Annotated in this window: 17 protein-coding genes; 14 read left to right on the plus strand and 3 right to left on the minus strand. The window is 55.3% G+C overall.

Features of this window, described 5'->3' with window-relative positions:
* The first annotated feature begins 8 nt into the window (after positions 1-8).
* The 12 genes from ACT3R4_RS07925 (at position 9) to ACT3R4_RS07980 (ending at position 11,952) form a co-directional block, all read left to right on the plus strand.
* Complete coding sequence (locus ACT3R4_RS07925; protein ID WP_193056589.1) at positions 9-1,706, plus strand: methyl-accepting chemotaxis protein; 1,698 nt, start codon at positions 9-11, stop codon at positions 1,704-1,706.
* 51 nt (positions 1,707-1,757) lie between these two features.
* Positions 1,758-2,147: a chemotaxis response regulator CheY gene (cheY, locus tag ACT3R4_RS07930; protein WP_172117759.1), complete on the plus strand. Its 390-nt coding sequence runs from the start codon at positions 1,758-1,760 to the stop codon at positions 2,145-2,147.
* A 42-nt stretch (positions 2,148-2,189) separates the two neighbouring features.
* Entirely contained in the window at positions 2,190-2,885 is a 696-nt protein-coding gene (gene cheZ / locus ACT3R4_RS07935; RefSeq protein WP_193053675.1) for a protein phosphatase CheZ, read from the plus strand.
* Positions 2,886-3,001: 116 nt separating this feature from the next.
* Entirely contained in the window at positions 3,002-4,168 is a 1,167-nt protein-coding gene (flhB, locus tag ACT3R4_RS07940; protein ID WP_193053674.1) for a flagellar biosynthesis protein FlhB, read from the plus strand.
* A complete protein-coding gene (gene flhA, locus ACT3R4_RS07945; protein ID WP_193053673.1) occupies positions 4,165-6,246 on the plus strand; it encodes a flagellar biosynthesis protein FlhA in 2,082 nt (693 codons plus the stop codon). The genes flhB and flhA overlap by 4 nt, the downstream gene beginning before the upstream one ends.
* A 54-nt stretch (positions 6,247-6,300) precedes the next feature.
* Positions 6,301-8,478, plus strand: a complete 2,178-nt coding sequence (flhF, locus tag ACT3R4_RS07950; RefSeq protein WP_193053672.1) for a flagellar biosynthesis GTPase FlhF — start codon at positions 6,301-6,303, stop codon at positions 8,476-8,478.
* Positions 8,475-9,053 carry a hypothetical protein gene (locus tag ACT3R4_RS07955; protein ID WP_193053671.1) on the plus strand — a complete coding sequence of 193 codons (579 nt, stop codon included), beginning with the start codon at positions 8,475-8,477 and terminating at the stop codon, positions 9,051-9,053. Before flhF ends, ACT3R4_RS07955 begins: the two co-directional genes overlap by 4 nt.
* A 16-nt stretch (positions 9,054-9,069) precedes the next feature.
* On the plus strand, positions 9,070-9,471 hold the full coding sequence (locus ACT3R4_RS07960) for a flagellar protein FlhE (RefSeq protein WP_193053670.1): 402 nt from the start codon (positions 9,070-9,072) through the stop codon (positions 9,469-9,471).
* A gap of 26 nt (positions 9,472-9,497) precedes the next feature.
* Entirely contained in the window at positions 9,498-10,199 is a 702-nt protein-coding gene (locus tag ACT3R4_RS07965; RefSeq protein WP_087109031.1) for an RNA polymerase sigma factor FliA, read from the plus strand.
* Positions 10,200-10,242: 43 nt separating this feature from the next.
* Positions 10,243-11,061 carry a motility protein A gene (locus tag ACT3R4_RS07970; protein WP_087109028.1) on the plus strand — a complete coding sequence of 273 codons (819 nt, stop codon included), beginning with the start codon at positions 10,243-10,245 and terminating at the stop codon, positions 11,059-11,061.
* 4 nt (positions 11,062-11,065) lie between these two features.
* A complete protein-coding gene (locus ACT3R4_RS07975) occupies positions 11,066-11,737 on the plus strand; it encodes an OmpA/MotB family protein (protein ID WP_193053669.1) in 672 nt (223 codons plus the stop codon).
* A 23-nt stretch (positions 11,738-11,760) separates the two neighbouring features.
* Positions 11,761-11,952 (plus strand): hypothetical protein, encoded by a 192-nt coding sequence (locus ACT3R4_RS07980; protein WP_193053668.1) that lies wholly within the window; start codon positions 11,761-11,763, stop codon positions 11,950-11,952.
* On the opposite strand, the gene ACT3R4_RS07985 is transcribed toward ACT3R4_RS07980, so the two are convergent.
* The 3 genes from ACT3R4_RS07985 to uvrA form a co-directional block, all read right to left on the minus strand.
* Positions 11,929-12,474 (minus strand): hypothetical protein, encoded by a 546-nt coding sequence (locus ACT3R4_RS07985; RefSeq protein ID WP_193053667.1) that lies wholly within the window; start codon positions 12,472-12,474, stop codon positions 11,929-11,931. The two genes, ACT3R4_RS07980 and ACT3R4_RS07985, sit on opposite strands and share 24 nt — an antisense overlap.
* 131 nt (positions 12,475-12,605) lie before the next feature.
* A complete protein-coding gene (locus ACT3R4_RS07990; protein WP_193053666.1) occupies positions 12,606-13,349 on the minus strand; it encodes a Crp/Fnr family transcriptional regulator in 744 nt (247 codons plus the stop codon).
* Positions 13,350-13,520: 171 nt separating this feature from the next.
* Complete coding sequence (gene uvrA, locus ACT3R4_RS07995) at positions 13,521-16,364, minus strand: excinuclease ABC subunit UvrA (protein ID WP_193053665.1); 2,844 nt, start codon at positions 16,362-16,364, stop codon at positions 13,521-13,523.
* Between the two features lie 169 nt (positions 16,365-16,533).
* Here uvrA and ACT3R4_RS08000 point away from each other — a divergent pair, with 169 nt between their 5' ends.
* Together ACT3R4_RS08000 and ACT3R4_RS08005 are read left to right on the plus strand one after the other, a co-directional pair.
* Positions 16,534-17,910, plus strand: coding sequence for an MFS transporter (locus tag ACT3R4_RS08000; RefSeq protein WP_172117745.1), 1,377 nt, complete (start codon positions 16,534-16,536; stop codon positions 17,908-17,910).
* 102 nt (positions 17,911-18,012) lie between these two features.
* The gene (locus ACT3R4_RS08005; RefSeq protein ID WP_193056588.1) at positions 18,013-18,693 is read left to right on the plus strand and encodes a single-stranded DNA-binding protein; all 681 of its coding nucleotides are present in this window, start codon (positions 18,013-18,015) and stop codon (positions 18,691-18,693) included.
* Positions 18,694-18,715: the final 22 nt, after the last annotated feature.

The following is an 18,715-nucleotide window of genomic DNA, read 5'->3' on the forward strand; positions in this document are numbered from 1 at the left end:
ATGATCGAATGACACGTTTACTGCGTAACCTGAGTATCCATGCGGCTGTTGTGGCAGCATTACTGTGTTTTACCATGCTGATTATCATACTGGCGAGCATCAGTTTTCTATCAGAGGAACGATCACAGGAAAATCTGGCGACTTACGGGCTTATCAGTAGCGCTCAGTTGAATGAGATTAATCGGGCCGATTCGCTACTCAACCAGGCCATGCTGGCTATGGAGGTGGCTTCAAACTACTTAATGGTTGGCCAGATGAGCCAAACCAACGAGCAGTTGGCGATTGCCGCCGAGCGTATTGAGCGTGCCGAGATGCGTTTTGAGAACTTTGTGGCGACTCCTCGTACGCCGCAGGGTGAAGTGTTAGGAAGTGAGTTAATCGAAAGTTTTCGCGCCGTTATGACATTGGTAAAGCAGCAGCACGAAAGCTTTGAGCAGATGGATATGAATACCTATAACGACCTGCGCGATGCGTTAAGTGAACCGCTGATGAGCCTTGCAGCCAGCACGACGGCGTTCGTTGAGTATGGCTTCCAGCTGGTTGATGGTATTGGCCAAGAGGCGCACGCCCAAGGCAACTTTTTTAAACTGGTTAGCACCATTGCATTGGGTATAGCGTTGCTGGTTACGCTTGCCATTTATATTGGCTTACGCCGCACCGTGACGACGCCCTTAAACGATGCGGTTAAACGGTTAAATAAAATTGCCGAAGCGGATCTTACCCAACCACTACCTGAGGCGGGCAATAACGAGATTGGTCGCCTGTTTTCGGCGATGGCCACCATGCAGCAAAACCTGACGGGGATTGTTGCTCGGGTCCGAGAGGGCAGTTCTGAAATCCACTATGGTACGCGGGAAATCGCTAGCGGCAATGCCGACCTTTCCTCACGTACGGAGCAGCAAGCGGCGGCCATTGAGGAAACCGCAGCCAGCATGGAAGAGATGACGGCCACCGTGAAGCAGAACGCAGATAATTCGCGTCAAGCCAGCACGCTGGCGGCAGATGCCTCGACAACTGCTGAGCACGGTGGCCAAGTGGTCAGCCAAGTGGTTCAAACGATGCATGGTATATCGACAAGTTCGCAAAAAGTGGCCGATATCACCAGTGTTATTGACTCCATTGCGTTTCAAACCAATATCCTCGCACTGAATGCCTCAGTGGAGGCTGCACGTGCCGGTGAGCAGGGTCGTGGCTTTGCGGTGGTGGCGGGTGAAGTGCGCAATCTTGCTAGTCGTAGTGCCGATGCTGCCAAGGAAATCAGAACGCTAATTGATGCCTCGGTGAGCCAGATTAAGCAAGGCTCAACGCTCGTGGAGCAAGCAGGTTCTACCATGTCAGACGTTGTCACTGCCGTGCGCCGTGTGACTGACATCATGGATGAGATATCGGCCGCTTCACAGGAGCAAAGCGATGGCATTGAGCAGGTGAGCCATGCGGTTGGGCAGATGGATCAGGTCACCCAGCAAAACGCTGCCCTTGTCCAGGAAGCTTCCTCGGCTGCTGCCTCATTGGAAGAGCAGGCCAATCAGTTAGAGCAGGCGGTTGCCGTCTTTAAGTTGCTAGGATCTCAGACGCCTCAGCGCACTTCATTGCCTAAGCAAACGAATTCTACGCCGCCTCGCGCTGCGGAAAAAAGTTTACCGGCGGCCTCCGCGCCACGATCAACGCCAACCCACAGCGACCACGCAGAGTGGGAAGCTTTTTAACCCTGACTATATAACTCGTCATCAAGACGTGAATTGATAAGAGGATGAGCAATGGCCGACAAGAACATGAGCTTTTTGGTAGTCGACGACTTTCCTACCATGCGCCGGATTGTACGTAGCCTGCTTAAAGAGCTGGGTTTTACCAATGTCGATGAAGCAGAAGATGGTCAGGACGCGCTTAATAAGCTGCGTGCAGGTGATTTTGAATTTGTTGTTTCTGACTGGAATATGCCTAACCTGGACGGTTTGGAAATGCTCAAGGAAATTCGTCAGGATGACGGCTTGAAGCATTTGCCGGTATTGATGGTAACGGCAGAAGCCAAGAAAGAAAATATTATCGCGGCCGCTCAAGCGGGTGCTAACGGCTACGTCGTTAAGCCATTTACCGCGGCTACCCTTGAAGAGAAGCTTAATAAAATCTTCGAAAAAATGGGTAAATAAAGCGGCTGGGCCGAAGGGCCTGGTGAGCGAGGAGATAATACCATGAGTCAGAATGAGCAGATCGACTCTAGCCCGCTATCCGAGGAAGGCGCTGAAGAGCTAATTCATCGCATCGGCAAGCTTACTCGCATGCTACGCGATAATATGCGCGAGCTGGGATTGGATAAAGAGATCGAAAAAGCGGCTGAAGCCATTCCTGATGCGCGAGATCGGCTGCACTATGTTGCCACGATGACCGAGCAGGCAGCCGACCGCGCATTGAATGCGATTGATCGTGCTCAGCCACTTCAGGATGAACTCTCTGAGCGTGCTGAAGGGCTTGATAAGCAGTGGGCTGAGTGGTTTGAAGCGCCCAAGGATCTGGAAGATGCCAAGGCGCTCGTTAAGGATACGCGCAGCTACTTAAGCGATGTGCCTACGATGACGGCGGCGACGAGTAAAGAGCTTCTTGAAATCATGATGGCTCAGGACTTCCAGGATCTGACCGGCCAGGTGATCAAGAAAATGATGGACGTGATCCGTGAGATCGAATATCAGCTTGTTCAGGTGCTGATCGACAACGTACCGGGTGCTCAGGTACGCGAATCGATGCAGCGCAAGGCCGAAGATCAGTGGAAAAACGACAGTGCACGACGTAAAGAGGATTTGTTGAACGGCCCGCAAATCAAGGAGAGTGCGCCCGATATCGTCACTGGTCAGGATCAGGTGGACGACTTATTGGACGAATTGGGCTTTTAATGCGGCGTTATTAGAGCATTGTAAAAAGCCGTATCTGGCAATATAAGCGTTTTGTTCAGCCGTCCCTTGGGGCGGCTGACTTTATGGTGCGCCACGCACGCTAAGCCGGATGTAGCATGGCAGATAACGATAGCGATCAGGAAAAGACCGAAGAGGCCACGCCCAGGCGCAAAAGCAAAGCGCGTGAAGAGGGGCAGGTACCTCGGTCGCGTGAGCTAACCACGTTTTTGCTGCTGCTGGGCGGTGTCGGTGGGTTATGGGGCATGGGGCAGATTTTTTATGACCAGTTGGGAATGGTCATGGAGCAGGCTTTCATGTTTGACCGGCGCCAAGCCATGGAAGAGATGCCCATGCTGGTCAATGCGCTAAACCTGGGGCAGCGGACGCTGTTTACCATGATGCCGCTATTTCTACTGCTGGCGGTCATTGCGTTAACGGCTCCTGCCTTACTGGGGGGGTGGCTGATATCCGCAAAGTCCATGCAGCCCAAGCTCTCCAAGCTAAACCCTATCGCAGGGGTTAAGCGGATATTTTCGACCCAAGCGTTGATTGAGCTGGCGAAAGCGATTGCCAAGTCGGTGCTGGTGGGTAGCGTGGCCGGGACGTTTTTGTATCTCAACCTGGGTAAGTTTTTAGCGCTAATGGATCAGCCCGTGCATCAAGCACTGGTCAGTGCGCTTAATATGGCGGCCCAGGCGGCTGGTTTGGTCGTACTGTCGCTAATGATCGTCATTCTTATCGATGTACCTTTTCAGCTGTGGAGTAACGCCAAGAAGCTGCGCATGAGTAAAGAAGAGGTGAAGCGCGAGCATAAAGAGTCAGAAGGTGACCCCCATGTTAAAGGACGCATTCGTCAACAGCAGCAGACGATGGCTCGGGGTAGAATGATGAGCAAGGTGCCAGAGGCCGACGTTATTATTACCAACCCAACGCATTATGCCGTGGCCTTGATGTATCAAGAGGGCAGCATGGGAGCACCGCGACTGGTGGCCAAAGGGGCGGATGCCGTTGCGGTAAAAATACGCGAGCTGGGCATAGAGGCAGGCGTTCCTCGCTTGGAGGCTGCACCGCTGGCGCGCGCCCTTTATCATCATGTGGATCTAGAGGCCGAAGTGCCTGCCGAGCTTTATACAGCGGTGGCAGAAGTGATGGCGTGGGCTTACCGCTTAAAGCATGTTGGACAACAAGGAGGCGAGGTGCCCCCAACTCCCGATAATCTGCCGGTACCCCCGGAAATGCAAACCCCTGGCCGTCAGGCCAGTGGCAATGAGGCACCGCCATGAAAGGTTTAAACCAACTGGTCTCTCAGCGTGGCTGGATGGGCGAGGTACGCATGAAGCTGCTTGCCGGGCCGGTGCTGATTTTAATGATTTTGGGCATGATGATCCTGCCCTTGCCGCCCTTTGCGCTGGATATGCTGTTCACCTTTAACATCGCCTTGGCCATCATGGTGTTGTTGGTCAGCATGTTTGCCGAAAAGCCTTTGGATTTTGCTGCGTTTCCTGCTGTTTTGCTATTTACCACGCTACTGCGTCTTTCGCTTAACGTCGCCTCAACGCGGGTAGTATTGATGGATGGCTACGCGGGCGGCGCATCGGCCGGTAAGGTCATCGAAGCGTTTGGTACCTTTCTGGTAGGGGGTAATTTTGCCGTTGGCCTAGTGGTCTTCTTGATACTGGTCATTATCAATTTCATGGTGATCACCAAGGGCGCTGGGCGAATTGCTGAGGTCGGCGCACGTTTTACGCTGGATGCAATGCCTGGCAAGCAGATGGCCATTGATGCCGATTTAAATGCTGGCTTGATTGGTGAAGAAGAAGCCAAAAAGCGTCGTTCAGAAGTCGCCCAGGAAGCCGACTTTTATGGCTCGATGGACGGTGCCAGTAAGTTTGTACGCGGTGATGCCATGGCGGGTCTGGTCATCATGGTGGTTAATATTATCGGTGGCCTGTTGATTGGTATGATGCAGCACGATATGAGCTTCGCCGATGCGGGCCGTACTTATACGCTGCTAACGATTGGCGACGGCCTGGTCGCTCAGATTCCGGCACTGGTCATTTCCACCGCGGCTGGTGTAACGGTATCGCGCGTTAATACCGAGCAGGATGTTGGCCAGCAAATGATCAGCCAACTGTTCGTGAACCCTCAGGTGATGATTCTGGCGGCCGCGGTTATGGGGCTGCTGGGCCTGGTGCCGGGCATGCCGAACTTTGTCTTTCTGTTTTTTACCGCACTGCTGGGCGGTTTGGCTTGGCTCTTGATGCGTCACAATCAGAAAGTCCAAGTGAAAGAGGAGATCGCTACAGAAGCACCTGTTACCCAGGAAACTCCTGAGGCCAGCTGGGAAGATGTCCATCTGGTCGATACCCTTGGACTTGAAGTGGGCCATCGTTTAATCCCACTGGTCGATGCCCGCCAAAAAGGCGAGCTTCTGGGGCGTATTAAAAGCGTGCGTAAAAAGTTTGCTCAGGAGGTCGGTTTCCTGCCACCGGTGGTGCATATCCGCGACAACCTGGAACTGCCGCCTAATACCTACGTGCTCTCCATGAAAGGCGCTGAAATAGGTCGCGCCGAAGCGCAGACAGGCAAGTGGCTCGCCATTGACCCGGGGCAGGTCTCTGGGGAACTGCAAGGGACTGCCACTCACGACCCTGCCTTTGGTTTACCCGCGGTTTGGATCGACACCAATCAGCGTGAGCACGCCCAGGTGTATGGCTATACTGTGGTCGATGCCAGTACCGTTATTGCGACTCACCTTAATCATTTGCTACATCGACATTCACCCGAAATGCTGGGCCGCCAGGAGGTCCAGAAGCTGCTCGACAAGCTGGGCGAAGAGCAGAAATCACTGGTAGAAGAAGTAGTGCCCAAGGCAATTTCTCTGACCATTCTGCAACGTATTTTGCAGAATCTGCTGGAAGAGGATGTGTCTATTCGTGACATGCGCACGATTCTGGACACCCTGGCAGAGCATGCCGGTCAGCAAAAAGATCCTAATGAGCTTACCGCGCTGGTGCGTATTGCATTAGGCCGGGCCATTACGCAGCAGTGGTTTGCCGGACAGGAAACCCTCAATGTGATGGGGCTGGATGCCCAACTGGAGCAGGTACTGATACAGGCGATGAACGGGAATGGCGCGATGGAGCCAGGCTTGGCTGAAACCTTGATGGATCAGGCGCAGCAGGCTCTGGAGCAGCATGAAAGTAGCGGGGAGGCACCGGTATTGGTGGTTCAGCACTCGCTGCGTGGCGTGCTATCACGCTTTTTGCGCCGTCGTTTGCGGCATCTTGTGGTCATGTCACAAGCAGAAATTCCGGATGACCGCACGCTGCGTGTGACCACCACAGTGGGTGGCCGCTAACCATGACCGCAAGCAGCGAACGTGTCAGCTATGTGTACAAACAAAAGGTAAGACATGAGCGTTAGGCGTTTTACGGGAGCAAACAGTCGTGATGTCATGCGCCAGGTGCGTGAAACGCTGGGAGATGATGCGCTAATTTTGGCGAACCGCCGTACTGATGACGGCGTTGAAATCATGGCGATGGCCGATGAGGCTGTCGAGCCTGTCGACGCCGCGTTAGAGGTAACCGCAAGTACGGTAGAACCCGCTACAGCGACGGACCCTCTTCAGGCCATGAGTGAGCGCCTACTGCGTGAAATGCAAGATATGCGCGCGCTTTTAACTAACCAACAGGTAACGAGCCAGCAGGCGCCTCGGCCCGCCGAGTCGGTGCAACAAGCCTCCGATACGCGCGCGCGGCTTTCTCAGTTGTTGACGCGAGTTGGCTTTAGCGCCGAGCTTGGCGATGAAGTACTCGCGGGTCTGCCAGCATCATTGAAAGCGCTTGGCCCTGAAAGTGAGCAACCGCTTGATTGGCTGCGCCAGCAGCTGACAAGCAGGCTTCATGTGTTAAATGACGAGGCCAGTTTTTTTGACCAAACGGGCATCGTCGCCTTGGTCGGTCCTACCGGAATAGGCAAAACCACGACCACCGCAAAGCTTGCGGCGCGCTTTGTGATGCGACATGGCACACGCCCTGTCGCGCTGGTCACCACGGATAGCTTTCGTATCGGCGCCCATGAGCAGCTCAGGATTTACGCACGCCTGTTGGATACCCCCATGTACGCCCTTGATGCTGAGCAGCCGGTCGATGATCTGCTGGGCCGCCTTCACGGCAAGCAGTGGGTCATGATTGATACGGTTGGGATGAGCCAGCGTGACCAGCGTGTTATTGATCAAATTGCTCATTTGCAGGGCGGAAGTTCCACGGTAAGGCTGGTACTGCTGTTGAACGCGGCTAGCCAGCCAGAAACCCTGGAAGAAGTCGTGCTGCGTTATCGTCAGGCCGCGCGGGCGGCAGGCGCTGAGCTTGATGACTGTATTATTACCAAGCAGGATGAAGCCGGCCGACTAGCCCCCGTGCTGGATATTGTTATCCGTCATGGTATGCGCGTGCTGTTTAGCTCTCATGGGCAGCAAGTGCCCGAAGATATGAGCGTGGCGCTGCCGGATGCGCTGATCAACCAGGCGTTGGAAAGCCAGGCGAAAGCAGCGCCGCAGCCTGGCTTCACGGCACCGGCTAGCATGCCTCGCTGGTCGCGAGATGTGCTTGGCCAAGGGCGGAGGCTGTCGCTACTACTGACGCGGCTGCGCCAGCGTTTGGCAGGCTTCGCCACGCTGGAAGCCATGTGGGATGTTAGCGCTTTGCCGAGCGAGCTACAGAGCGCGCAGCTTACTCGTCTGTTGCCGCACGCGTTACCCGCCCCTGGTGTGGTGTGGGCGGCACGCCGTAACGAGCGTGGCTGTGATTGGTCGATGCCGGATATCAGCATGGACGAACGGGGCGCTTGGCATGCCGTCCCCATGCTTCAACATCGCCAACCTGCGGGTTGGCAGGCCAGGCTTGAGACACGAATGGAGGCGGGCGCCACGGTGCATCTATTGCCCGTGCTGCCTCCGGCAGAAACCGTGCAGTGGCTGAATGAGCAACAGCTGACTTGGGTCAGCCTTGTGACATCCGCACAGCGTGTATACTTTCATGGCGAGCGTTCTGCGCTACGCGGACTATTTGAACAAAGCACGCTCAGCCATCATGTCAGCGTGCGGTTTCGTGGCCAGTCCATGCAGTTATGGACCGCTTATGCCGAAGTGCAAAATGAGGCGGGCAGTGTACTGCTTGCGTGGTATGGGGAGGTTCGTGACCCCGAAAGTGCCAAGGTCGTTGCCCGGCGCTACTGGTTGACGCCGGCTCGTTTAGGCGCCGATGTACTTTTCCAACTGGTCATTCAGCTGCAAAGTGAGGGCCTGGCAGCGCTCACCAAACGCGCGTTGCAGCAGTTTAAAGAGGCCGATAGCGGGGACGTGGATCCAGAAGTACGTCTACTGTTAGCCAGCGGCGTCGCGTCAGTGGTCGGGCATTTGGATAACGCGGATGATGATGAGGCGTCCAGTCTGCGTAGCGATCTACTCAGCCTGTTGGGCACGCGCCGAAAACGCCGCGATACGGCCATGCTGGATGCGTTGATGTACGCCTTTATGGCGCGCGACGCCATTCGCCAATTGGGCAGCGTTAGCCGAGAGGTGAATGTATGAGTCAGGATCAGGCGGCGGGCTTGCGCCAATGGGCCGACAGCCAGCGTCAGAAGCAGGCACCCAGCCAGCCTGATGCGCCGTTGGCAAGTGATATGGAGGTGATGAGCGAAGCGCCTGCGCCCGCGCCAGGTGCTGTTTCGCCCACCCCCACGATTGACGAGCAGCCGGTTGCGAAAGCCCCTTCGCGACCTAAAAAGCCCTTGTATATTATTGGTTTGCCAGGGCAGGGCGCGCAGGCTGTCAAACAGGCTCAACATCGCCTGGCTCAATGGTCTGCGCTGGGCCGTCACTGGGCAGGATCACCTGACGATTGGGATATACAGGCGGTTAGCGTTAATGCGCCTGATCTGGCTCAGCTAAGTGCTCGGCATGCGCGTTGGGCGCTCTGGGTTAACAGCGATGCGGACGCATTTGCCGAGATGTACCGGCTACTTCGCCAGGCGCGTGACAATGGCGGGCCTCGCCGATTATTGGCACTGCACGAGCCCTCTTTGTCGCGCCAAGGCTTGTTGGAAAACTTGCGTGAAGCCGCTAGCCACTATTTGGCCATCGATCTTCTGGTGCTGGCGCGCTGATAAGGAAATATTCGACATGTTAAGCAAGCTATTCAAGATGATGGGTGTTTGCGGGTTGATAGGTCTCATCGGTAGCGCTCAGGCGGCGGGCAGCTGGAGCACCTCGGTGCCGGGCGTGATGGTGGCCATGAGTGACCGGGAAACCCGTAGCCAGTCAATGACGCCACCCGATTCTGTACAGGTGCACAATCGTGTGATTGATCGGATACACTGGCAGCTTGAGGCGCCGCCGGGCAGCGCTATCAACGCATGGCTATGCCATCCGGAGCAGTGTGTGGCTCTCTCGGGAGGGCGCGGAACGGTCACCGAGCTGGCGGGAAGGCAGGTAAGTGCTCCTTTGCAGTTTCGTTTTAAGTTACTGCCTGGACAGCGGCCTGTTCGTGTTCAGGGTCTGCAAGTCATTGTGAACTATCAGTAAAAGTTGTATAGCCGCGAGGCAAAAAGATGTACACAGCACAAGGCAGAATCAAGCAAGGCGAGCTATTCACACAATACATGCCACTGGTAAGACGTCATGCCTTAACACTGCAGGTCAGGTTGCCAGCCAGTATTGAACTTGATGATCTTATTCAGGCGGGCACGGTAGGGCTTTTAGAAGCACTGGGCCGTTTTGATGCCGCTCATGGTGCCAGCTTTGCGACGTTTGCCAGCCAGCGTATCCGTGGGGCGATGGTCGATGAACTGCGTACGCGGGATTGGTTGCCACGCAGCGTGCGCCGCGCTGCGCGCGCTGTGGACGACGCGATCCGGCGGCTAGAGCAGCAGCTCGGGCGCTCGCCGGAAGAGAGTGAAATTGCCTTGGCGCTTGAGATGCCGCTGGGTGATTACCAACAGCTGCTCAACGACACCAATAGCGGTCAGCTATTGCCGTTTGAAGAGTTGGTTGCCGATGGTGGTGAGCCGGTAAGTTTTGATGTGAGCAACTTGCCGTTTGAAAAGCTGCTGGATGAGCAGCAGCGCCAAACATTGGTTGCTGCCATTGAGGCGTTGCCAGAGCGCGAGAAACTGCTCATGGCACTTTATTACCAGGAAGAGCTGAATTTAAAAGAAGTGGGCGCCGTGCTGGGCGTGACCGAGTCGCGTGTGTCTCAGTTGCATAGCCAAGCCATTAGCCGTCTGCGTGCCCGGTTGCATGATTCAGCCTAAACAACCGATACGTTAACTCACAATAACCGGCGAGGAGCCGTTGATGAACCCGTCCACGTTGATAGGTATATTCGCCAGTATGCTGCTGCTAGTAAGCGTGCTGTTCTTTACTGCGGAGTCCCCTGAAAGTTTTATCAATCTGCCGGGCCTGGCGATTGTTATAACCGGTACTCTGGCCGCTACTTTTATAAGCTATCCGCTAAAAGAGGTGTTACGCGTTGTACGCTTGGTAGGGCTTGTCTTTCGGCGTGAAAATACCTATATACGCGACGATATCAACGAGCTGGTCGCCATGTCCCGGCTATGGTTTAAAGGCGATGTGCGTGCAGTCGAACAAGAGTTGGAGCATACGCGCAATCCGTTTTTACGTACCGGTATTCAGTTAGTCATTGCCAATACCAAAGAAGATGAGATCTTCGACATGCTGCGTTGGCGGATTGCCCGGCTCAAGGCTCGCGAGCACGCAGAAGCCCAGATTTTTCGCACCATGGCGACCTATGCGCCAGCGTTTGGCATGATTGGCACGCTGGTGGGATTGGTTAATATGCTGGAAGTCATGGATGCCGGTGACCTGGATGTCATTGGCCCCCGTATGGCGGTGGCGCTGCTCACCACCTTCTACGGTATTTTGCTGGCGAATCTGGTGTTTAAACCCATCGCGGTGAAGCTAGAACGACGTACAGAAGAGCGCCTGATTACCATGAACATGGTGCTGGAAGGTATTTCACTGATCACCAAGCGCCGCCTGCCCTCTTTTATTGAGGAAACGCTCAATTCATTTATCGCCAACTATAACGATGAGATTCGCGATGCCACTATAAAGCCCCGGCCTGATACACCAAGCGCGACGGCAAAGGGCTAAGGCGATGCTGGATAACAATACGCGCCATGCGCTGGAGCTTCCCGCCGGGCAGGGTGAAAGCGATGAGAGCTGGCTGACCAGTTATCTGGACGTGCTCACCCTGCTGATTACGCTGTTTGTTTTGTTGCTGGCTTTGGCTCCCCCCGGTGGTAATGAAGCACTTGAGGGTGAGGAAGCGTCCATGGCCAGCGTGATTAGCTCACTGCCCTTGGCAACGCTTGCCACCGGTATTCACCCGCGCCATAGCGGGTTGCAGCCCCAGATGGCGGCATTGGATATTCCCGGCGTCAGCGTATCGCAGGGCCAGGAGGGCGTAACGCTACGCATTGATGATAGCCTTTTATTTCCCAGTGGCGAGGCAGTGCTCACCTCTCTAGGCCAAGAGGTGATAGAAAGTCTTGTCGATGTGTTCGCGGCCTTTGATGGTCAGGTTTCCGTTGAAGGACATACTGACAATCTTCCTATTGCGACCACTCGGTTCCCTTCCAACTGGGAACTCTCCGCCGGACGTGCGATTGCCGTTATGCGCCACCTGGAAGGTCAGGGCATAGCGATTTCTCGAATGCGGGCCGTTGGTTATGCGGATACTCAACCTATGGAGAGCAACGCAACACCTGAAGGGCGAGCTGCTAACCGGCGCGTTGAACTGTTGTTACGACAACAGCCAGAAGGGTGAGTGGACTGCTCAAGGCTGGGGTTGTGCCTAAGCATCCCCTTCTGCTGCAGTCGTATGCTGCCCTGTTGGTGCTTGATGTCGATCGTCGGCGCATCCAGGCGACCAGTACAAATCTGGCCGCGCTGATGGGACTCTCACGCCAATCGGTAACGTTAACCCAATTGCTGGGGACGCGTTTAATCCAGCGACTTTCAGGGCGACGCGGTTTCACATAGCGTTTGCATGCGCTCAATCGCTTGATCGGCGCCTTCAAGCTGAAACGTCATGTACCAGGGGGGCTGTTCGCCTCGATCAAACCCCAGGAAAAGTTGCTCGCCTTGTTCCATCTGGTGCATTAGCGTCTGCATATCAGCAAGATAAAAGTGTACGTAAAAGCCGTTATCGCCTCGCTCGGTGATGAATTCTGCCATGGTATCGACCGCGGGCTGCTCATCGATACGCAGCCGGGTCGGCACCAGGTTGACGGTTTTACTTTCGCCTTGCTGCTCCTCCAGCGTGACACGCACTTCAAGCCACGGTAAATCACACACGTTTTGGGTGGCATTCAGGCTGAGTGTCGCGTCGGAATAACTATGGGTTTCAACGGCGCGAAAGTGGTGCTCATTACCCAGCGTTAACGCCATTGATTGCCACTGGCCATGCGACTGTATGTCCTCCATATTAAAGTTCGCCGCCTGTGTTAACGGTGCAATAAGTAGAAGGGTGGCGCTTGCCAAGGCTGTTGAATAGGGTGTCATGTCAGCACATCAAGGTTGGGTAAGAAAAGCCCAGCGTTTATGACGGGTTTGCCCGCAGCAAAGGCGCCGGGTGCTTTCTATAAACCACTACCGCCCGTGGCAGCACGTGGTAATGGTAGTGGTAATGGCCACTAGGCAGAAAGTTCGAATAATGGCCTAACGTCGTCATTAAGATAACAGTCATCAAACTCGCCGACTGCCGCCAGTGCTTGAAGATCAGGAATCGTAACGTTGTGACGATCACGAAATACCAGACCTTCTTCGCTCAGCAAGCTAAAGGTGCGGCTAACATGTACAGGGCTTAAGCCCAGAATGTCAGCTAGCTGCTCTTGAGAGAGCGGGAGTCGAAGCTGCCCGTCGGTATGGCTATTGGTCTGGCGCAGTCTCAAATACATTTCGTACAGGAAGTGCGCTGTTTTTTGCCGAGCACTGCGTCGGGCAAGCGTTACTAGTCGTTCGGTGAGCAGTGCCTGGTGACGGCTGGTGATCGCAAATACCACCGAGGTTAGTGGCACCGACTGACGAAATACGTCAAGCAGGCGTTTGTGCGGAAAATGACAGATTACGCCATCGGTAATCATGCGAACACTTTCCAGACGTTGCGAAAACGCGAACTCACGCAGGCCAATAATATCGCCAGGCAAATAAATTTCCAGAATCTGTCGATCACCGTTTTCAAGGTGGCGATAGGAGTAGGCCCAACCACTTTTCAAGGTGCAAAATTCGCCAGCCGGATCACCGAGTTCCCATAGCAGTGAGCCCGCTGTGATATCCGTAGGGCTCTCTTCCAGGGACGCTAACAGGGCTTTATCTGCCGTGCTTAATGAGCAGTAGTGGCTGAAGTGGTGAAGAATGCAGCTTTGATCTTCGCTCACAGCTTGATCTCCATGAGTGTTGCCTAACAAATATCAAGTTATTTGGCGAATGACGATAAGCAATTAATCGCGCACTGCACTGCCCGATGACCTTGATACAGGGGCGAATCGGCTAAATTATGGCATAAAATCACGTTCAGGGTGGGCGCATGCCCACCCTGAAACGCCCGATTACGAAGCGGCGCGGTTGCCGCGTTCAAGTAGCGGAGAGAGAAAGCGTCCGGTATGTGAAACGTGCTGCTTGACGATCTGTTCCGGCGTGCCTTCGGCGATGATTTGCCCGCCGCCGGAACCGCCTTCCGGGCCCAGGTCGACAATCCAGTCAGCCGTCTTGATCACATCCAGGTTGTGCTCGATGACCACGATGGTATTGCCGTGGTCGCGCAAACGATGCAATACGGTCAGTAGCTGACGAATATCTTCAAAATGAAGCCCGGTTGTAGGTTCATCCAGGATATACAGCGTCTTGCCGGTGTCACGTTTGGCAAGCTCACGAGCAAGTTTGACCCGCTGCGCCTCGCCACCTGACAGTGTGGTGGCGCTCTGGCCCAAGCGGATGTAGGAAAGCCCTACATCCAGTAACGTTTGCAGGCGGCGCGCGATCGCCGGTACCGGGCTAAAGAACTCAAGCGCATCCTCAACCGTCATCTCCAACACTTCGTGGATCGTTTTACCCTTGTAGTGGATATCCAACGTCTCGCGGTTATAGCGCTTGCCTTTACAAACGTCACACGGCACATAGATATCCGGCAAAAAGTGCATCTCGACCTTAATCATGCCTTCGCCCTGGCACGCCTCGCAGCGCCCGCCCTTAACGTTGAAGCTAAAGCGGCCTGGCTTGTAGCCACGCGAGCGAGCTTCCTGGGTACCGGCAAACAGCTCACGGATAGGTGTGAAAATGCCGGTATAGGTGGCGGGGTTGGAGCGTGGTGTGCGGCCAATTGGGCTTTGATCAATATCGATCACTTTATCAAGCTGATCGAGCCCTTCGATTTTCTCGTAAGGCGCAGCCGTCAAGGTTGTTGCGCGATTCAGCTCCCGCGCGGCAATCGGCATTAGCGTGCCGTTGATCAGTGTGGATTTACCCGACCCGGATACGCCGGTAATTGCAATGAACAGCCCCAGTGGCAGGCTGAGCGTTACATCCTGCAGGTTATTGCCAGTGGCACCGCGTAGCACCAGCTGTTTTTCGGGGTTGCCGGGAATACGGTAGGGCGGCACGCTGATCTCGCGGGTGCCGGTTAAGTACTGGCCGGTCAGCGAGTTGGGGTTGTCCATAACGTCCTGAGGCGTGCCCTGGGCGACAATCTCGCCACCGTGCACACCGGCGCCTGGGCCAATGTCCAATACGTGGTCAGCGGCGCGAATGGCATCTTCGTCATGCTCTACCACAATCACGGTGTTGCCCAAGTCGCGCAGGCGCTCCAGGGTCTTTAATAGCCGGTCGTTGTCGCGCTGGTGCAAGCCAATGGAGGGTTCATCAAGAATGTACATGACACCCACCAACCCCGCGCCAATCTGGCTTGCCAGGCGAATCCGCTGGGCTTCGCCGCCGGAAAGGGTGTCGGCGCTACGCTCAAGGTTCAGGTAATCAAGCCCCACGTTAACCAGAAACTCCAGGCGGGCCTGGATCTCGTGAACAATTTTGTCGGCAATTTCACCTTTGCGGCCAGGCAGGCTAAGCGTTGCAAAGTAACGCTGCGCCTCGCCAATCGGTGTGCGCACTACGTCGGCGATATTACGGTCATCCACAAACACATGACGCGACTCTTTGCGCAATCGCGTACCGTGACACGTGGCGCAGGGCTGCAGGGCGATGTACTTGGCCAGGTCTTCGCGCACCATGTTGGACTCGGTTTCCCGATAACGGCGCTGCATATTGGGCAGCACACCCTCAAAGGCATGCTCGCGAGTGACCTTGCGCCCCCGGTCGCCTACATAGGCAAAGGGAATCTGTTCATCACCGCTGCCGCTAAGAATGATGTCACGTTCGTGACGCGCCAAATCTTTCCAGGGCGTTTCCAGCTCAAACTGATAGTGCTTGGCGAGCGCTTGTAACTGAGTGAAATAATAAATATTGCGCCGATCCCAGCCTTTAATCACGCCTTCTGCTAACGAGAGCTCAGGATGGCTAATCAGCTTTTCAGGGTCAAAATACTGCTGTATGCCTAAACCATCACAGGTCGGGCAGGCACCCGCAGGGTTGTTGAACGAGAACATTCGGGGTTCAAGTTCTGACAGAGAATAGCCGCAGACCGGGCAGGCAAAGCGTGATGAAAACGCCATGTCTTCCTGCTCGCCGTCCATAAAATGAATCATGGCGGTGCCATCGGCGAGATTGATGGCCGTCTCAAAAGATTCTGCCAGGCGCTGGGCGATATCGTCGCGCACTTTGAAACGATCAACCACAACGCTGATGTCGTGCTTTTTACGTTTATCCAGCGGTGCGATATCGTCAAGTTCCAGCACTTGGCCGTCGATTAACGCACGCACAAACCCTTGAGCGCGAAGCTCGGCAAGCAGCTGTAAGTGTTCTCCCTTGCGGCCTTTAACCACAGGTGCCAACAGCATTAGCTTGGTGCCCTCGGCCAGATTCATTACCTGGTCGACCATCTGTGAAATGGTTTGGGCTTCAAGCTCTTCGCCGTGTTCTGGGCAGCGTGGGGTGCCCGCACGGGCAAACAGCAAGCGCAGGTAGTCGTATATTTCGGTGATGGTACCCACGGTTGAGCGCGGGTTGTGAGAGGTGGATTTCTGCTCAATGGAGATTGCAGGCGAAAGTCCCGCGATGTGATCCACATCGGGTTTCTCCATCATCGACAGGAACTGGCGCGCATAGGTAGAGAGCGACTCTACATAGCGTCGCTGCCCTTCGGCATACAGCGTATCGAACGCCAGCGACGATTTTCCCGAACCGGATAGGCCGGTAATCACAATCAGCTTGTCGCGGGGCAGTTCCACATCGATCTGCTTGAGGTTGTGGGTGCGTGCACCCCTGACCAGAATGCTGTCCATCAACACCTCGACTCGCGCGGCAAAAAAGTAATTATACGTTTGCCACCCCCTCTCGGCAAAAACGCTTTGTTATCCGTTAACGCAGGACGGCGTTTCCAGCGTGGTTGCAAACCGCTAGAATGGGGGGTTATCCGAGAAAATTACCTTATCCACCATACACAAGGGCATTATGCGCAAGGTTTCCGCACTGCTAATGGCCTCTGAGCGTCGTGCAATCAGCGGCTTGGCTGGGCTTTATGCGTCTCGTATGTTGGGGCTTTTCATGGTGTTGCCGGTGCTGGCGCTGTATGCCGACGCGCTTGAAGGGGCGACACCCTTGCTGGTGGGCTTTGCATTAGGTGTTTATGGGCTTACCCAGGCCATACTGCAAATCCCCTTTGGTTGGCTGTCCGACCGCATTGGGCGTAAACGGGTTATCGCCTTTGGGCTGCTTGTTTTCGCCATAGGCAGTGTGGTGGCCGCGATGGCCGACTCCATCGGAGGGGTTATTATTGGGCGAGCCTTGCAGGGCGGTGGTGCGGTGGCGGCGGCCATCATGGCACTGCTTGCCGACCAAACGCGCGAACAGGTGCGTACGGCGGCAATGGCGACCATCGGGCTGTCGATTGGCATCTCGTTTGGTATTGCCATGGTCGTGGGCCCTTGGCTTGCCTCATGGGCGGGGCTTTCCGGCGTGTTCTGGTTTACCGCGCTGCTAACCCTTTTAGGGCTAGTCGTTCTGTGGCGCTGGGTGCCGCCCGCTCCTCGGCGGCTGCGCCACCGTGATGTGGGGATGGATCGTCAGCAGGTTAAAAGTGTGATTATGCGCCCTGATCTGTGGCGTCTGGACCTGTCGATTTTTACACTACATCTGGTGCTGATGGCTATTTTTGTCGCGGTGCCCTTTCGGTTGCAGGAAGCCGGCATACCGCTGGCGCATCACGGTTTGGCGTACCTGGGCATTATGGGGCTTTCATTTGTTGCCATGGTGCCGCTCATGATAGTGGCCGAGAAAAAGCAGCAGATTAAAGTCGTATGCCTGTTGGCTATTGGCGCCATTACGGTAAGCCTGGGCGGGCTTGGGTCGTCGTTCTCTCATGGGCACTGGCTGTTTGTTGGGCTGTTTATTTTCTTTACCGGTTTTAATCTGCTGGAAGCGACGCTGCCATCAATGCTCAGTAAGCTTGCTCCCGCTGGCGCTAAAGGCACCGCCATGGGCGTGTACTCTACAAGCCAGTTTTTAGGGGCTTTTCTGGGCGGTACGCTGGGAGGGCTATTGGCGAATGTGTGGGGCCTTGATGCCGTTTTTATCGGCTGTGCGGCACTGGCTCTGCTATGGTGGCTTGCGATGTGGAAAATGCCCTCACCACCGCCGCTCTCCAGCGAGGTGGTGGACTTAAATGACGCGCTGCCAGATACGCTGGATGTATTGATGGAGCGGCTGGCAGAGGTTGTGGGCGTCGAAGATGTCATGCTGGTGCCCGAAGAACATCTGGTCTATTTAAAAGTGAATCGTCAGCAGCTTGATAGGGCGGCACTGGCCAGGCTGATTCCCCCCAAATCTTAATGCGGCTGGCTGCCAGCCGCAGGCAATAATCAGTGGTATCGGCAGTGTAGGCATGATCGCGTCGATGTTTATCTATACGTAACACAATGGAAGGAGCGCCTTATGGCTCGCGGTATCAACAAAGTGATTCTGATCGGTAACCTCGGGCAAGATCCTGAGGTGCGCTTTACGCCCAGCGGTACGGCAGTGGCCAACTTGAATCTGGCCACCTCTGATACGTGGATGGACCGCCAAAGCGGCCAGCGCCAGGAGCGTACTGAGTGGCACCGGATCGTGCTGTTTAATAAGACGGCTGAAATTGCCCAGCAGTATTTGAATAAAGGCTCCAAGGTCTATATCGAAGGGCGCTTGCAAACCCGTAAATGGCAGGATCAAAACGGCCAGGATCGTTACAGCACTGAAATCGTTGCCAACGATATGCAGATGCTGGATGGCCGTTCCGGCGACTTCCAGGGTGGCGGTGCATCGCAGAATAATTACCCTGGTAACCAGGGCGGCATGGCTCAAGGCGCGGCGCCTCAAGGGGGATATCCCCAGCAAGGTGGTGCTCCACAGGGCAATAACTTTGGCGGCCAAGGGTATGGCAATAACAACCCGGGCAACCAGGGCCAGGGCAATCCTCAGCAGGGTGGTCAGCAGGCTCCTCGCCCCCAACCTGCGCCCCAGCAGGCCCAGCCCGCTCACCAGGGAAATGCTGCCCCCCAGCAAGGCCAACAGAACAGCAACTATGGCGCGCCTGATCCGGGTAGCTTTGACGATTTCGACGACGAAATCCCGTTCTAAAGCGGCTGATCAAGCCCATTAC

It is taken from the genome of Halomonas sp. AOP7-E1-9, assembly GCF_052376035.1.
GTDB classification, from domain to species: domain Bacteria; phylum Pseudomonadota; class Gammaproteobacteria; order Pseudomonadales; family Halomonadaceae; genus Vreelandella; species Vreelandella citrativorans.

What these genes read in the sequence shown, in the direction of transcription:
- ACT3R4_RS07925 (WP_193056589.1), top strand. Translation starts at nt 9, where the DNA reads ATGACACGTTTACTGCGTAACCTGAGTATCCATGCGGCTGTTGTGGCA.
- cheY (WP_172117759.1), top strand. Translation starts at nt 1,758, where the DNA reads ATGGCCGACAAGAACATGAGCTTTTTGGTAGTCGACGACTTTCCTACC.
- cheZ (WP_193053675.1), top strand. Translation starts at nt 2,190, where the DNA reads ATGAGTCAGAATGAGCAGATCGACTCTAGCCCGCTATCCGAGGAAGGC.
- flhB (WP_193053674.1), top strand. Translation starts at nt 3,002, where the DNA reads ATGGCAGATAACGATAGCGATCAGGAAAAGACCGAAGAGGCCACGCCC.
- flhA (WP_193053673.1), top strand. Translation starts at nt 4,165, where the DNA reads ATGAAAGGTTTAAACCAACTGGTCTCTCAGCGTGGCTGGATGGGCGAG.
- flhF (WP_193053672.1), top strand. Translation starts at nt 6,301, where the DNA reads ATGAGCGTTAGGCGTTTTACGGGAGCAAACAGTCGTGATGTCATGCGC.
- ACT3R4_RS07955 (WP_193053671.1), top strand. Translation starts at nt 8,475, where the DNA reads ATGAGTCAGGATCAGGCGGCGGGCTTGCGCCAATGGGCCGACAGCCAG.
- ACT3R4_RS07960 (WP_193053670.1), top strand. Translation starts at nt 9,070, where the DNA reads ATGTTAAGCAAGCTATTCAAGATGATGGGTGTTTGCGGGTTGATAGGT.
- ACT3R4_RS07965 (WP_087109031.1), top strand. Translation starts at nt 9,498, where the DNA reads ATGTACACAGCACAAGGCAGAATCAAGCAAGGCGAGCTATTCACACAA.
- ACT3R4_RS07970 (WP_087109028.1), top strand. Translation starts at nt 10,243, where the DNA reads ATGAACCCGTCCACGTTGATAGGTATATTCGCCAGTATGCTGCTGCTA.
- ACT3R4_RS07975 (WP_193053669.1), top strand. Translation starts at nt 11,066, where the DNA reads ATGCTGGATAACAATACGCGCCATGCGCTGGAGCTTCCCGCCGGGCAG.
- ACT3R4_RS07985 (WP_193053667.1), bottom strand. Translation starts at nt 12,474, where the DNA reads ATGACACCCTATTCAACAGCCTTGGCAAGCGCCACCCTTCTACTTATT.
- uvrA (WP_193053665.1), bottom strand. Translation starts at nt 16,364, where the DNA reads ATGGACAGCATTCTGGTCAGGGGTGCACGCACCCACAACCTCAAGCAG.
- ACT3R4_RS08000 (WP_172117745.1), top strand. Translation starts at nt 16,534, where the DNA reads ATGCGCAAGGTTTCCGCACTGCTAATGGCCTCTGAGCGTCGTGCAATC.
- ACT3R4_RS08005 (WP_193056588.1), top strand. Translation starts at nt 18,013, where the DNA reads ATGGCTCGCGGTATCAACAAAGTGATTCTGATCGGTAACCTCGGGCAA.